The sequence below is a fragment of the Mesorhizobium sp. M0051 genome (assembly GCF_040323235.1).
In the GTDB taxonomy this organism is placed as follows: Bacteria; Pseudomonadota; Alphaproteobacteria; order Rhizobiales; family Rhizobiaceae; genus Mesorhizobium.
In genome coordinates this window covers 1-14,454 of record NZ_JAMYUT010000019.1, presented here as the reverse complement: position 1 = coordinate 14,454, position 14,454 = coordinate 1, and the positions used below count along the sequence as shown (strand labels likewise).

Genomic DNA, 14,454 nt, shown 5'->3' with positions numbered 1-14,454 from the left:
CCACGTGCGGTCGTGGCGGAATTGGTAGACGCGCAGCGTTGAGGTCGCTGTGGGGCAACCCGTGGAAGTTCGAGTCTTCTCGACCGCACCAGTTTCTCTTCCCAGAATCCGATTTGTGCCAGCCTCCGCCTGCTGCGGGCAGGGCGCATTTCGTTTGATATTCCCGCGCTTTACGCCATTTCCTCATTGAACATCGGATTCTCCCAAAACCGGTTTCCACTTTTGGGCCCGATGTTCTAGACCTGATTTGCACCTTTTCCGGGATTGCGATGGCGGGAGGCGCTGGTGGAAGGCCAGGACGAACGGATGACCGGCGCCAGGGCCGCCGAGGAACACCAAGCCGATATCTATGGCGAGGACGGCGCCGTTCTTTCGTCCTTCCTGGCCCAGATCGGTGCTGCGATCGCCGATCGCGACACGCTCGCGCTGAAGCGTGAAGTCGACGACCTGCACCAATCGGAACTCGGCGACCTGCTCGAGGCGCTGCACCCCGACCAGCGCCGCGCGCTGGTTGAACTGTTGGGCGCCGACTTCGACTTCTCCGCGCTGACCGAGGTCGACGAGGCGATCCGCATGGAGATCGTCGACAATCTGCCCAATGCGCAGATCGCCCAGGCGGTGCAGGAACTCGATTCCGACGACGCGGTCTACATTCTCGAGGATCTCGACCAGGAAGACCAGGACGAGATCCTGTCGCAGCTGCCGTTCACCGAGCGGATCAGGCTGCGCCGCTCGCTCGATTATCCGGAAGAGACCGCCGGCCGCCGCATGCAGACGGAGTTCGTCGCGGTGCCGCCGTTCTGGACGATCGGTCAGACCATCGACTACATGCGCGAGGACAACAACCTTCCGGAGCGTTTCAGCCAGATCTTCGTCATCGATCCGAGCTTCAAGCTGCTTGGCGCCATCGACCTCGACCAGATCCTGCGCACCAAGCGCTCGGTCAAGGTCGAGGAGGTGATGCATGAGACGCGGCACGCCATTCCCGCCACCATGGATCAGGAAGAGGCGGCGCGGGAATTCGAGCAGTACGATCTTCTGTCGGCCGCCGTCGTCGACGAGAACGAGCGGCTGGTCGGCGTGCTGACCATCGACGATGTCGTCGACGTCATCCAGCAGGAGGCCGAGGAAGATCTGATGCGCATGGGCGGCGTCGGCGACGAAGAGCTCTCCGACAGTATCTTTTCGACCTCGCGCTCGCGCGTTCCGTGGTTGCTGATCAACCTTTTGACCGCGTTCCTGGCGGCGTCGGTGATCAGCCTGTTCGACCGCACGATCGAACATATCGTGGCACTGGCGGTGCTGATGCCGATCGTCGCGGGCATGGGCGGCAACGCCGGCTCGCAGACCATGACCGTCACCGTGCGGGCGCTGGCGACCAGGGATCTCGACATCTACAACGCCAGCCGCATCATTCGCCGCGAGATGGGGGTCGGCTTCATCAACGGCATCATCTTCGCCATCCTGATCGGTGTCGTCGCGGCAGCCTGGTTCCGCGATCCCAATCTGGGCGGCATCATCGCGGCGGCGATGATCATCAACATGTTCGTGGCCGCGCTCGCCGGCATCCTGATCCCGCTGCTGCTCGACCGTTTCAAGATCGATCCGGCGGTCGCTTCTGCGGTCTTCGTCACCACGGTTACCGATGTCGTCGGCTTCTTTGCGTTTCTGGGCATCGCCACATGGTGGTTCGGTGTGCGTTGAGGTGCGCCCTTCAATTGACTTTTACGTAAACGCCGTGCGAGGCTAGCGCGGGGCGCCATGTCGATTCCGGCATGGCATGGGTTTGGTCGGGATTCCGGCGTGTGGGAGTGACAATGCGGGAATATTATTCGATCACCGAGTTGACTCGCGAGTTCGACGTATCGACGCGGACGCTGCGCTTCTATGAGGATGAAGGACTGGTGCAGCCGGTGCGGCGTGGCCGCACACGACTGTTTCGCCCCTCCGATCGCCACCTCATCCGGCAAATCATGCGCGGCAAGAGACTTGGTTTTTCGATCAACGAAATCCGCGAAATCATCCAGATGTACAAGGAGCCGCCCGGCGAGGTCGGTCAACTCAAGCTGATGATCAAGCGCATCGAGGAAAAGCGCGAGGACCTCAGGCAGAAGCGTCGCGACCTCGAGGAAACGCTCGCCGAACTCGACCAGGCCGAAGAGTCCTGCGTCGAGCGGTTGGTGGAGCTTGGCGTCAACACCTGAATGGCCAATGATCGCGGTCGTTCCGGCAAATCTGCGTCTTCTCACAGCGCGAGCGACACAACCGCGCAGCCATAGGCTTCGAGTTCAATATCGCCGCCAACCGGTCGGCCCGTCAAGAGATCGATACCCAGCGGTACGTTCGGCACGGTGATGGAAGTATCCCTGGTATTCAAAACGAACATCAGTTGACGGTCGTTGGTTTCGCGCATGGACACCTCCACCCCGGCCGGCAGTTCCGGCAGCAAGGGCACCACGCCGGCCTTGGCCAGAACGACATCGGCGATTGCTTCGGCAAGCTCGGGCGTCAGATAGGTGCCGACATAGACGACGCGACCCTGGCCGAGTTGGCGAGAGGTGATGGCCGGCTGTCCGGCGCAAAAACGGTTCGACCATGTGCCCAGCACCTCGGCGTCCGGCTCGACCTCGAGCAGCTCGTAGAGGTGGGCTGCCTCGAACTGCCTGTTGCCCAGGGTGAAGCGATATTTGCGCTCTGCCGACGAAGACGGCAGTGGTGACGGAGGCACGTAGGCGCCCATCGCGGCCTGCCGGAACAAGGGGAACAGCCCAGTGCCGCCCTCCGGAACCAGGCGGCCGAATTCGGTGACCCTGACGCCGCTCAACGCCGAAAGCTCGCGCCCGGGTGCTTGCTCGCGCACAATGTGGTTGTTCTCGTCTCGGGTGCCGGTCAACGCCGACAGGATCAGCGTGCCGCCGTTGCGGACGAACGTCTCGACCGGGGCAGTCCATTCCTGCTTCCACATCACCCAATGCGGAACATAGAGCGCCTTGAGCCGTGACAGATCGTCCTCAGGGTGGATGAAGCCGCAGGCAATGCCATTCTGGTAGCAGTAGCGATGCAACAGCGTGGCGTCTTCGAGCGGGCTCGGTAATCCCATAGGATAGGTCTTGTGCGCCTCCTGGTTGTCGAAATCGGCGCTGGCAATGCCGAGGTCCATGCGCACGACGGTGCCGAGGATCTGGTCCTTGATGGCGGCGATCTCATGGAAGAAGCGGCTTGCCTCGTCGTAGCGGCGACGCGGCACATCGTCGTGATCGATGACCCCCATCCAGTAGATCTCGGCACCGAAATGGGCAGGGCGCCATCGGAAAAACATTATGCCGTCAGCGCCGCGCGCCACGGACGTCATTGCCATGCGGCGCATCTCTCCCGGCTCCGGCGTCATTGTCGAAAAACCCGGCTGGCTGCCGAAACCGGAAGCCTGCTCCGGCACGATGTAATTGCCGGTGTATGCGCGGCAGATGTCGAGATGCAGCGCCTGGGTGGCCGCATGTCCACCGGTGCGCCTCATCTCGTCGTACAGCATCGGATAGATATCGAAGCCGATGAAATCGAGGTCTTGCCCGAACTGGCCGCGGAAATCGATGTCGGCGAGCTGGCCAAGATTGTGAAAGATGAACCAGTCCGGATTGGTGGCGCGCAGGATCTCGACCTGGTCGTGCTGGAAAGCCGCCGTCGCCGCGGCCAGGAACCGGTGGTAGTCCTGCACATGCCCAGGGCTCGGATAGGACGGCATCAGCGGGCGCGGCAGGTCGATCTGCGAGAAATCGTCGTAGGCGGTCGCCCAGAAATGGCCGCCCCAGGCGAAATTCAGCGCGCCGATCGCACCGTATTTGTGCTGGAGGAATTTCTGGAATTCCAGCCGTGTCGCCGGCGCGAACGATTCTGAAACGGTCGTATTGAGCTCATTGTCGGTCTGCCAGCCGATGACGCGGGGATTGTCCCTGTAGTGTTCGGCCATGGCGCGCGTGATGCGCCGGCTATGGCCGCGGAACACCGGGCTGGTGGTGTCGGCATGTTGGCGCGATCCGTGGCTTGCGGGGCGGCCGCTCACATCGACACGCAGCACCTCCGGATAGTTGGCGGTGAGCCAGCGCGGCGGCGTGGCCGTAGGCGTACACATGATGGTGTCGATCCCTGCGTTCGCGAGAACCTCGATCGCGCGGTCGAACAGGCCGAAGTCGACCTTGCCTTCGTAGGGTTCGAAGATGTGCCAGGCGAACTCGCCCATCCGGACCGTGTTGACGCCGGCTGCAGCCATACGTTCGGCATCGCGCCGCCAGCTGCTTTCGTCGACATGTTCGGGATAATGCGGCGCTCCCAGCAGGAAGCGGTCGAGGTTGAGTGGTCGCCATACCGAAAGCGGGGCGGGCTTGTTGCGCTGCATACAAGGATACTCTTGGATTCGGGGGTCAGGTTGCGGGGACGGGTTTTCGCGGCGTCAGCGTGCGGCCATCGGGTCCGAAGAGATAGGCATCGGCGAGATCGAAGCCAGCGGTGAGCTGGGCCCCGACGCTGATCGGAGACACCTTGTTGAGCTGGACCGTGAAATTGCCTGTGCCGCTGTCCGAATTGGTCGCCTGAAGAGGAGAGGCGTCGAGGTAAAGAACCGTTTCCCGGCCCAGATGTTCGACCAATCGCACCTGGCCTGGGAACGATGCCTGGCGTGCATTCGCCGCTTCGACCAGGTGCAGATTTTCCGGCCGGATCCCGACGGTCACCGCGTCGCCTGCCGAAAGGCCGTCGATGCCGCCAAAGGCAAGCGCCGGCATTCCGGCCGCCGTCAGCGTGATCTCGCCCGCACCGACGGTTTCCACCCTCGCTTCGATGAAGTTCATGCGCGGCGCGCCGAGAAAGCCGGCGACGAAGATATTCGCCGGATTGGCGTAGAGTTCGAGAGGAGAGCCGACCTGCTCGACTCGCCCTTTATTCAGCACCACGATCCGGTCCGCCATGGTCATGGCCTCGATCTGGTCGTGAGTGACGTAGACCATGGTCGATCCGAGCTGGGCGTGAAGGCTGGAAAGCTCGACCCGCATCTGCGTGCGGAGCGCGGCGTCGAGGTTCGACAGCGGTTCGTCGAACAAGAAGACTTCAGGCGAGCGCGTTATGGCGCGGCCGATCGCGACGCGCTGGCGCTGCCCGCCCGACAATTGCTTCGGGCGCTTGTCCAGTTGCTCCTCGAGGCGAAGTATCTGCGCGGCGCGCTTGACGGCGGCGTCGATCTCCGCCTTCGGGCGTTTCGCCATCCGCAGGCCGAAGCCCATGTTCTCGGCCACGGTCATGTGCGGATAGAGTGCATAGGACTGGAAGACCATGGCGATGCCGCGATCGCCGGGCTCTTCCCTGGTGACGTCGCGCCCGTTGATCACGACCTGGCCGGAGTTGATGGTCTCAAGCCCGGCGATCGTCTTCAGCAATGTCGATTTTCCGCAACCGGAGGGCCCGACCATGACGACGAACTCGCCCTTTTCGATCCTCAGGTCGACCGCCTTCAAGGCGTGATAGCCGGCGTAGTGCTTGTCGACCTTGCGCAGTTCCACGCTGCTCATCGCGCGCCGCCTTTCTGTATTGACCGGTTGCGTCCGTACGGTGCGGCCTGAATTCCTCGAACAAAAATCATCCCTTGACCGCCCCCATGGTGAGGCCGCTGATGAAGTGCTTCTGCATCAGGAAGAACATGACCACGGGCGGCAGGGCGACGAAGATCGTTGCCGCCGAGACGATGTTCCAGGCGGACGTCCATTCGCCGCGCAGATTGTTCAGCCCGGCTGTGACGGGTTTGACGGCGTCGCTCTGGGTAAGCACGATCGCCCAGAAATAATCATTCCAGATGAAGGTGAAGGTGAGGATGGCCAGCGCCGCCAGCGCCGGTCGTACCAGGGGTACCACCACATGGCGCAGCACCTGGAAGGGCGACGCGCCCTCGGCGCGCGCGGCCTGGAACAATTCGCCCGGCAGTGCCGCGATGAAGTTTCGCATGAACAGCGTCGCAAAGCCGGTCTGGAAGGCGATGTGGAATACGATCAGCGCGTAGACCGTGTCGTAGAGGCCGAGCCTGACCATGAGGTCACGCACCGGGATCATCATGACCTGGGCCGGCAGGAAATTGCCGCCGACGAACAGCGCGAAAATGAGATTTGAGCCGCGGAACGGATAGCGCGACAGCACGAAGCCGGTCAACGTCGACAAGATCAGCACGCCGATCACCGAGGGGATGGTGATCAGCAGGCTGTTGAGGAAGAAGCGCAGCATCGCGGTCTGCTCGAAGACCGCCGTGTAGTTCTCGATCAGGCTGAACTTCTGTGGCCAGCCCCAGTAATTGCCTGCCATCAATTCCTCATTGGAGCGGATCGAGGTCAGCATGACGGCAATCAGCGGCAGCAGCCACAGCGCGACGACCAGCGTCACGCCGCCGACGTAGAGCCCGCGCTTGATCTTGGCGTCTTCGGGGATCGGGCGCGGATACATCAGGCATTGCTCCGTTCGGCCTTGATGAGGCCGTGCAGGTACCAGGCGATGAAGGCGCTCATAATCACGAAGAGCACCGTGGCGATCGCCGCGCCATAGCCGAAGCGATAGGAAAAGATCGATTCCTCGTACATCTGGTAGGCGAGCACAGTCGATGAGCCGTAGGGACCGCCGGTGGTCATGACGGCGACCATGTCGAAGGAGCGCAGCGCACCGATCACCGTCACCGCGATGGCGATGAAGCCGACCTGCGACAACTGCGGCAGGACTACGTGGCGAAGCATGCGCCAGCCGCGTGCTCCGTCGACGCGTCCGGCGCCGATCAGATCCTCGTCGAGGTTGTTCAGCCCCGCCAGGAACAGAACCATGCAGAAGGCGATCTGCGGCCAGAGAGCTGCGGCGGCGACCGCGAAAGTGGCGAAATTCTCGTCGGAAAGCAGCGCCGGCGCGGTGGCACCGAACAGGCCGAAGATCAATTGCAGCAAGCCGAAGGTGGGATCATAGACCCAGCCGAAAACGACACCCACGGTCACCGTAGCCAGCACCAGAGGGACAAAGAACAGGGACTTCAGAATGCGCATGCCGCGGATCTGCTGGTTGACGATCAGCGCCAGCGCGAGACCGATCGGCGGCGCCAGCATGAAGATCAGCAACCAGATGACGTTGTTCTTCAGCGAGACGTAGAATTGCGGGTCCTCGGCCAACTCGGCATAGTTGGCGAGGCCGACCCAGGTCTTGGCGCCGATACCGTCCCATTCGTGCAGCGAAATCCAGACCGTCTCGACGGAGGCGGCAAGGATCACCAGGCTGAACAGGATGAGGCCCGGCAGAAGGAACAATGCCGGCGTCAACCAATGACGATGTCTGCGCCAGAAGCGGGGCATGGGAATTCATCCAAAAAGGAGACGGGGCCGCCAGGGCAAGCGGCGCCCGTCAAGTCCGGGAGGACTAAGCTGCGTTCAATTTGTCTCAAAACCGCTGCGCGCTTTTGAGCGACAGCATCAGCTGAATATTCTCTTGCGGGTCTTTTCCAGCCGTTCGAGGATCTGATCGCGCCGTTCGGGTTTGACCATGAATTCCTGAAGCCCGGTCATGCCTTCCTGGGCCATGTCCGGATCGGTGTCGCGATCGTAGTATTGCGACGTGCCGACCACTTTCTTCAGCTCTTCCACGGCGGCGTTGACCAGCGGGTCGTTGCTGGGTGGGCAGTCGTTGCGCGGCGGGATCGCTCCCTCGGCGGCGAGGAAGGCTCCGAGATTCTCCGGTTTGTAGAAATAGGCGAGGAAGTCGCGCGCGCCTTGCTTGTTCTTGGCGTTGGCCGGAACATGAACGGAGTTGACCGAAAAATCCTCATATCTGGCGACACCGGGGATGATTTCGGGAAACGGCGCGTAGGCGAGCTGCGGGAGGTCTGCCTCCGGGAAGGCGGACCTGACGAAACCACCAAGGTCCATCATGGCGGCCTTCTTCTGCGCCAGGGCGGCGCCGGCCTGCTCCCAGCCGAAGGAACTGTGGTTCGGCGAGAAGAACCCGGCCTTGATCAGCTCGCTCCATTTGTCGAAGACGGGCGTAAGCATCGGGTCGGTGTACTGGACCTTCCCGTCCATCAGGGCGATGTGCTTGTCGAGGCCGTTGATGCGCAGGTTCATATGGTCGAACCAGCCGCCCGCGGGCCAAAGCTCCTTGGTACCCATGCTCATCGGGATCATGCTTGCGGATTTCGCGGCCTCGCCAAAGGCGAGAAAATCGGTCCACGTCTTCGGCGGCGTCCAATTGTGTTCGGCAAAAACATCCTTGCGGTAGAACAGACCCCAAAGCAGGCCGCCCATCGGCAGGCCATACTGCTTGTCGCCGACCGTGACTGCATTTGTCGTGGCGCCGAGCACGCTCTTGTAGTTCTCGCGGGCGAACAGATCGGAGATGTCGTCGAACAGGCCTTTGGTGACAAAGGCCTTCATGCGGTTGCCGGAGAACCAGAAGCAGATGTCGGGGGCGCCGACGACCAAATAGCTGCGGATCGCCGTCTTGTGCGCCTCGTGGTCCATGTTGTTGATGGTGATCTTGGCGCCGGATTTCGCCTCGTATTCGGCTGCCAGCCTGTGCAGGATGTCGCGTTGCCCGGCGTTGCTGAGATTGGAAATGATGGTGATTTCCTGCGCCTGCGCCAGGGCCGGCAAGCAGAGGCTTCCGGTGGCAGATGCAGCGAGCGCCGCGCCCGTGCCCTTCAGGAATCGGCGTCTTGTCGTGGATAGCATTGTAGCGGTGATGGTCATGGCTTTTATCTCCTCCCTGAGAACAGCCGGATTCCAATTGAACCACGGCGAGTCGTAGCGTATGCAGATGGAGCCGGTCAATATTTAATTTACAAAATTAACAATGAGGGAAGAATGAAACTGAAAGGCGACCAGCAGACGTCGCGCTCGATCAATCGCCGGCTGATTCTCAACCTGCTGCGAAGGGAAGGGGCGATCAGTCGTGCCGAGATTGCCGCGATCACCGGACTAAGCCCGGCGGCGGTGACGTTCGTCGTCACCGACCTGTTGCACGAGAACATTCTGATGGAGGGAGAGGCCAGCGTTGGAGCGCCGGGGCGGCGGCCAATCCCGATCAACATCAATTATGCCGGCCGCCTTGTCGTCGGGTTCAAGCTGATGGTCGGTGCGATCGATTGCGTGCTGACTGACCTGGCCACGACACCGCTTGTCTCCAAACGCGTCGCTGTGCCCGATCAGTCGCCACGAAGCACGGTAGAAGCCTGCGCCGCCGCTGTCAGCCAGTTGCTTGCCGATCGGGCCGCGCCAACCGGGGCGCAGCTCAGCGGCATCGGCATCGCCGTGCCCGGGGTCATCGACCATGGCGTCTGCCGGCTCAGTCACCGGTTCAATTGGACCGACGTGCCGATAGCGGCCATGCTGGCCGATCTCGTCAATGTGCCTGTGTGGGCCGACGACGATACCAACGCTTTCGCGCTGGCGCAGCAATTGTTCGGTCTCGGCCGGCATCACCGCACTGTCGGCGCGCTGGCCATCGGCGCCGGGATCAGTTGCGCGGTGGTGATCGATGGTTCGGTCCATCACGGCGCGAACGGGGCCGCGGGCAAAATCGGGCACTCCATCTACGATCCAAACGGGCCGCAATGCGAGTGTGGCCGCCGCGGATGTCTTCAGACGTTCTTCTCCGAACCAGCATTGGTGAAGCGGTGGCGTGAGACGAAGGGCCTCTCAGCCGACGTTGACCGCTACGACATGGTCAGAGCGGCCAAGACCGGTGACGAGGTGGCCGTGAATTTGCTGCGCGAAGCGGGCGAAGGCATTGGCAGGTTTCTGGGCAGCTTCTGCAACATCATCGATCCGGAGGTGATTGTCGGCGGCGGCGAAGCGGTGAGCTTCGGCGACTACCTCTTCGAGCCCATGCGCGACGCGCTACGGCGTTACGCAATGTGGACTCCACCGCCGATCACGCCGGACTGGGCAGACGATTCGTGGGCGCGGGGCGCCGCCGCCCTCGCTACCCAGCGGCTGTTTGATTTCGAAAGCAGGCCTGGAGAAGTCGCGGCCGTATAGGCAATATCTCGAATTCCGACGCCCGCGGTAAGGCTTGCTCAAATCCAGCGTCGCACGCGTTTCGCGTAGTCGCGGTATTTCTTGCCGAACTTCGCCGCCAGCACCTTTTCCTCGCTCTCGATGGCCATCTTCTGCGTGGCGAAGGCCGCGATGAACGCCAGCGGGAGGAACCACGCTATCCCCGAGACAAAGGCGACGCCGATCAACAGCAGCGTGTTGGCCAGATAGATCGGATTGCGGGTGATGCCGAAGGGACCTGACGTGACCAGGTGATCGGGCACCGCGTTGGGGTTGAGCGTGGTCTTGGCCCGGATCATGGTGCGGATCGCGGTAAGCCAGAGTGCGGCGACGGCGAACAGGGCCACCCAGCCGGCCGCGAAAAGAATATCGCCCAGGAGGTCGCCGATCCAGGGCAGGGGGTAGAGCAGGCCAAGGGCAATGCTGATGGCGATGGCTGCGATGTAGATCAGCGGCGGCCACGGTATGAGCCCCGCCTTCGGCTGTTGCTCGGTCATTTGACCCCTTCCTCCATCAACTTGCTGTCGGTTTTGGCGGTACACATGCCGGCAAGGTCGGACAAGTGTGCTTTCCATTCCGCAGTCTGGTCGTTGTTGTAGAGCCGATCAAGCGTCGCCTCGCCCTCAAGCGTATCGAGCATGCAGACACAGTAGCTGGAACAGAACTCGGTGTCGCGCGACTGCTCGCAGGACAGCTGGCAGGTTTTGAGGAAATTCACCTGCGGGGTTTCGACCTGTGCCGGCATGATCTGCGAGAACACCCACACGCAGCCGATCAACAATGGCTGGTGGATCAGGTAGAAGGCCAAGCTGTGCCGGCCGATGAAGACCAGCGGGTTGGCCCAGCGCCCAGTCTTGAGGTTCGCCAGCCACGTCAAGACACCCGCGCCCGCAGCAAGCCTGGTGGAGCCTATGCCCAGAAGCACGGCGCCGAACCACGGGAACAGCGGAACGTAGTCGTTGGAACGCGGATTGATCGCCGACAGGCCGACCCACCACAGCCATGGATGGTCGAAGGCCTCGAAGCGCAAATAGACCGGCGCCGCGACGGCCAGCGCGGCAACCACCATGGTCAGCAAAGCCGGCAGGCGAAGAAACAGCAGGCCGAGCAGGCTGGCCAGCGCAATCTCGTGCAATATGCCGAAGAAGATGAAACCGTCCGGGGTGGCGATGCGGGTGACGATCGAAATCGCGATCGCGGCTCCGGCGACCATGGCGAACCGCTTCCAAAAGCCGTTCCAGCGGATTTTCTTGCCATGGGCGAGGTACAGGCTGACGCCGACCAGGAACAAGAAGGTCGAGGCGATGCAGCGCGCGTAGATCTTCCACCAGCCAAAGGCGGTGAGGCCCGGATCGGTGTAGCCGAAGAATTCCAGATCCCAGGTGAAATGGTAGCTCGCCATGGCGATCAGCGCGATGCCGCGCACGATGTCGATGACGACGATGCGCCTTGGTCGATCCTGGACGGGTGCGGTCGGCGTTTGAATGGTCATGGTCTCGCATTCTGATTCAGCCAGGCAGAACGACTATCACGGTTGCACCGGGCAAAAGAAGGCCGGGCGTCTGACAACGCGGACAGGATCAGGCGCCGCTTTAGGCCAGTGGCGGAAAGCCTTTGGCCAACTTCGCTTTTTGCCTGATGTGCGTCGGTTTCCTCATATTGGTGTCGGCATCGCCACCGCAGATTTGGCCCGGCAAATCTGCTTCGGGGAGAGCTATGTCCACCCATGTGCGCCATCCGATCTGGCTGCCGGCCCTCAAGGCCGCGGACGCGCGCACCTTTGCCTCGCTTTATGCGGTCGAATCCTTCGCCCGCGCCACGGTGTCGAGCGTCATCCCTATCCAGGCCTACGAGATCCTGCACAACGAGCAGGTCGTTTCGATCCTCTACACCGTCGTGGCGATGCTCGGCCTGTCAGTGACGCTGTTCATGCCGATGCTGATCCGCCGCTTTGCCCGCCGCTGGGTGTACACGGCAGGCGCCTGCCTGCTGGCCATCGGCTCGCTGTTCTTCGTCACCCATACGCTTGCCGGGCAACTGGCTGGCATGCTGTGCCGCGTGATGGGCGCCAGCGCGCTGTCGATCACGCTCAACCTCTACATCATGGACCATATCCGCAAGACCGAGTTCATGCAGGCCGAATCGCTGCGCATGGCGTGGTCGATGTTGGCGTGGACCGGCGGGCCGACGCTCGGCATCTTCCTCTACACCCACTTCGGCATCTATGCCGCGCATGGCGCCGTGGCGATCTTCGCCCTGGCCTTGCTGGCGCTGTTCTGGACCTACCGGCTCGGCGAGAACCCGTCGATCCGCCCGGGCCAGACGCGCCCGGTCAACCCGCTCGCCAATATCGGCCGCTTCGTCGCCCAGCCCAGGCTCAGACTGGCCTGGCTGATCGCTTTCGGCCGCTCCTGTTTCTGGACGACGTTCTTCGTCTATGGGCCATTGTTCATGGTCATCACCGGCGAAGGCAAGCTGGCCGGCGGCGTGCTGGTTTCGGCCGGCAACGCGCTGCTGTTCATGGCCATCTTCTGGGGCAAGGCGGGAAAGCGCTTCGGCGGCCGCAGGACGATGACATTTGCCTATTTCGCCATGTCGGCCATGCTGCTGGCGGCAGGCTTCGTCGGCGAGACCGTGCCGCTGCTCACCGGCGCCTTCCTGCTTGGCGGCGCCTTCTTCACCATCGCGCTCGACGCACTCGGCTCGACCGCCTTCATGCGCTCGGTGCGCTCCTATGAAAGATCGCAGATGGCGGCGGTCTACCGGACCTATCTCGACTTTTCCGAACTGACGCCGCCGCTGGTCTATTCGGTGGTGCTGGCGTTTTTCGGCCTAGGCTCGGTGTTCGTCACGCTGGGCCTGCTGGCTGCGGTCTGCGGCTTCGTGACGTGGCGCTATCTGCCGAAATCGCTTTGATCTTCAGGGCTTTGGTGGAAGTGCCGCATGCCAAGGTGCCTGCGGCAGCGGAGGCCCTCACTGGCACGACGCATTCGCGATGGTTGCCGCCGGAATTTGGTTTGCTGGAGGCGACGATTCTGCCTATAGTCGGCAATGTCGTCGGTTCCATTTTGGAGCCAAGAGGGAATGCGGTGAGGGCGAGTTTCGCCCAATGCCGTGGCTGCCCCCGCAACTGTGTGCGGTAGTCCTCTCCATATGCCACTGAAGATTTCTTCTTCGGGAAGGTGGGGAAGGGCGCTGATCCGCGAGCCAGGAGACCTGCCGGCGACAGGAAACTGACTTCGATGCCCTCGGGTGGAGGGCGAAAGGACAAGACATGACTACTGCTTCCGTCTCCCTCGGCGCCTCCGTCTCCTCGCAGTCGCGCTTCATGCAGCTCGCGCTTGCTGCGCTGCTCGGCGTTTTCGTGATGGGCTTTGTCGGCTTCTCGCATATCGATGCGGTCCACAATGCGGCTCACGACTATCGCCACTCGATGGCGTTTCCCTGCCACTGACGAGGATCTGACATCATGAACCTGTTTCGCAACGTCGTGTTCATTGCGGCGATCGCAGGGCTCGTGGCCGGTGTCGTTCTCGCCTGCATGCAGGCCTACGCCACCGTGCCGCTGATCGTGAAGGCGGAAGTCTACGAACAGGCCGGCGGCGGGCATCACCATGACCATGCCGTTCCGGCCCCAACGGATAGCAATGCCATGAGCACAGCCGCTCCGGCAGCGGAAGCCGCCCCGGCCGCCGAAGACGAGGGTTGGGCGCCGGCAGACGGTTTCGAACGTTTCGCCTTCAGCGTGCTTGCCAACATCGTCACCGGCATCGGCTTCGCCTTGATCCTGGTCGCGGTTTCCGAATTCGCCGGCGGCATCGGTGGCTGGCGCCAGGGCGTCTTCTGGGGGCTGGCCGGCTTTGCCGTGTTCACGCTGGCGCCGGGCCTAGGCCTGCCGCCGGAACTGCCGGCCATGCCAGCGGCCGATCTGACCGAGCGCCAGATCTGGTGGTGGGCTACCGTAGCGATGACCGCGGCCGGGCTCGGCCTGATCGCCTTCCGCAAGTCGCTGCCGCTGGCGATCCTGGCTGTGGCCTTGATCGTCGCTCCGCACATCGTCGGCGCGCCGCAGCCCGGCAGTTACGAGACGGCGATCCCCGAAGGCCTGCACCACCAGTTCGTGGTGGCGGTGACAGTGACCAATCTGGTGTTCTGGCTGGTGCTCGGCGCGGTCGTCGGCGTGGTCCGCGGCCGCTTCACCGGCACCGCGACCAGCCTGCGCGACAGCTTTGCCTGACAGCAAGGCACTGACCTTCCTCATCGGCGGTGGGGGGGGCGGGCGCGGCGCCCCCGCCCCCCACCCACCGCCCGCCCGGGGCGCGGGCGGGGCCCAAATAGACGCCGGGGCCGCCCCGGAAGAGTAGATGGACGCGGGGCACCCCCCGGCCCCCCCCCCCCC

13 protein-coding genes, 1 tRNA gene and 1 riboswitch are annotated in these 14,454 nt (G+C 62.8%); of the genes, 7 read left to right on the top strand and 7 right to left on the bottom strand.

Features of this window, described 5'->3' with window-relative positions; translation table 11 throughout:
• Positions 1–6 precede the first annotated feature (6 nt).
• The 3 genes from NKJ90_RS19745 (at position 7) to NKJ90_RS19735 (ending at position 2,204) form a co-directional block, all read left to right on the top strand.
• A tRNA-Leu gene (locus NKJ90_RS19745) sits at positions 7–91 on the top strand.
• A gap of 215 nt (positions 92–306) precedes the next feature.
• Positions 307–1,704, top strand: coding sequence for a magnesium transporter (gene mgtE / locus NKJ90_RS19740; RefSeq protein ID WP_032906921.1), 1,398 nt, complete (start codon positions 307–309; stop codon positions 1,702–1,704).
• Between the two features lie 113 nt (positions 1,705–1,817).
• Positions 1,818–2,204 carry a MerR family transcriptional regulator gene (locus NKJ90_RS19735; RefSeq protein WP_006203215.1) on the top strand — a complete coding sequence of 129 codons (387 nt, stop codon included), beginning with the start codon at positions 1,818–1,820 and terminating at the stop codon, positions 2,202–2,204.
• 41 nt (positions 2,205–2,245) lie between these two features.
• On the opposite strand, the gene NKJ90_RS19730 is transcribed toward NKJ90_RS19735, so the two are convergent.
• The 5 genes from NKJ90_RS19730 to NKJ90_RS19710 all read right to left on the bottom strand — a co-directional run bounded on the left by NKJ90_RS19730 (position 2,246) and on the right by NKJ90_RS19710 (position 8,747).
• Positions 2,246–4,390, bottom strand: coding sequence for a beta-galactosidase (locus NKJ90_RS19730; RefSeq protein ID WP_023757155.1), 2,145 nt, complete (start codon positions 4,388–4,390; stop codon positions 2,246–2,248).
• Between the two features lie 25 nt (positions 4,391–4,415).
• Complete coding sequence (locus NKJ90_RS19725) at positions 4,416–5,555, bottom strand: ABC transporter ATP-binding protein (protein ID WP_023757156.1); 1,140 nt, start codon at positions 5,553–5,555, stop codon at positions 4,416–4,418.
• 67 nt (positions 5,556–5,622) lie between these two features.
• Complete coding sequence (locus NKJ90_RS19720; protein ID WP_023757157.1) at positions 5,623–6,474, bottom strand: carbohydrate ABC transporter permease; 852 nt, start codon at positions 6,472–6,474, stop codon at positions 5,623–5,625.
• Entirely contained in the window at positions 6,474–7,358 is an 885-nt protein-coding gene (locus NKJ90_RS19715) for a carbohydrate ABC transporter permease (RefSeq protein WP_023757158.1), read from the bottom strand. Before NKJ90_RS19715 ends, NKJ90_RS19720 begins: the two co-directional genes overlap by 1 nt.
• Positions 7,359–7,475: 117 nt before the next feature.
• A complete protein-coding gene (locus NKJ90_RS19710; protein WP_023757159.1) occupies positions 7,476–8,747 on the bottom strand; it encodes an ABC transporter substrate-binding protein in 1,272 nt (423 codons plus the stop codon).
• A gap of 114 nt (positions 8,748–8,861) precedes the next feature.
• On the opposite strand from NKJ90_RS19710, the gene NKJ90_RS19705 reads away from it, so the two are divergent.
• On the top strand, positions 8,862–10,037 hold the full coding sequence (locus tag NKJ90_RS19705) for an ROK family protein (protein ID WP_023757160.1): 1,176 nt from the start codon (positions 8,862–8,864) through the stop codon (positions 10,035–10,037).
• Positions 10,038–10,075: 38 nt separating this feature from the next.
• On the opposite strand, the gene NKJ90_RS19700 is transcribed toward NKJ90_RS19705, so the two are convergent.
• Positions 10,076–10,552 (bottom strand): methyltransferase family protein, encoded by a 477-nt coding sequence (locus NKJ90_RS19700; RefSeq protein ID WP_023757161.1) that lies wholly within the window; start codon positions 10,550–10,552, stop codon positions 10,076–10,078.
• Positions 10,549–11,547 carry a heparan-alpha-glucosaminide N-acetyltransferase gene (locus NKJ90_RS19695; protein ID WP_023757162.1) on the bottom strand — a complete coding sequence of 333 codons (999 nt, stop codon included), beginning with the start codon at positions 11,545–11,547 and terminating at the stop codon, positions 10,549–10,551. The genes NKJ90_RS19700 and NKJ90_RS19695 overlap by 4 nt, the downstream gene beginning before the upstream one ends.
• A gap of 224 nt (positions 11,548–11,771) precedes the next feature.
• On the opposite strand from NKJ90_RS19695, the gene NKJ90_RS19690 reads away from it, so the two are divergent.
• The 3 genes from NKJ90_RS19690 (at position 11,772) to NKJ90_RS19680 (ending at position 14,292) form a co-directional block, all read left to right on the top strand.
• Positions 11,772–12,971 (top strand): MFS transporter, encoded by a 1,200-nt coding sequence (locus tag NKJ90_RS19690; RefSeq protein ID WP_023757163.1) that lies wholly within the window; start codon positions 11,772–11,774, stop codon positions 12,969–12,971.
• A gap of 125 nt (positions 12,972–13,096) precedes the next feature.
• Positions 13,097–13,293: riboswitch (cobalamin riboswitch) on the top strand.
• Between the two features lie 36 nt (positions 13,294–13,329).
• A complete protein-coding gene (locus NKJ90_RS19685; RefSeq protein WP_023757164.1) occupies positions 13,330–13,509 on the top strand; it encodes a CbtB domain-containing protein in 180 nt (59 codons plus the stop codon).
• Positions 13,510–13,524: 15 nt separating this feature from the next.
• On the top strand, positions 13,525–14,292 hold the full coding sequence (locus NKJ90_RS19680) for a CbtA family protein (protein WP_023757165.1): 768 nt from the start codon (positions 13,525–13,527) through the stop codon (positions 14,290–14,292).
• The last annotated feature ends 162 nt before the right edge of the window (positions 14,293–14,454 follow it).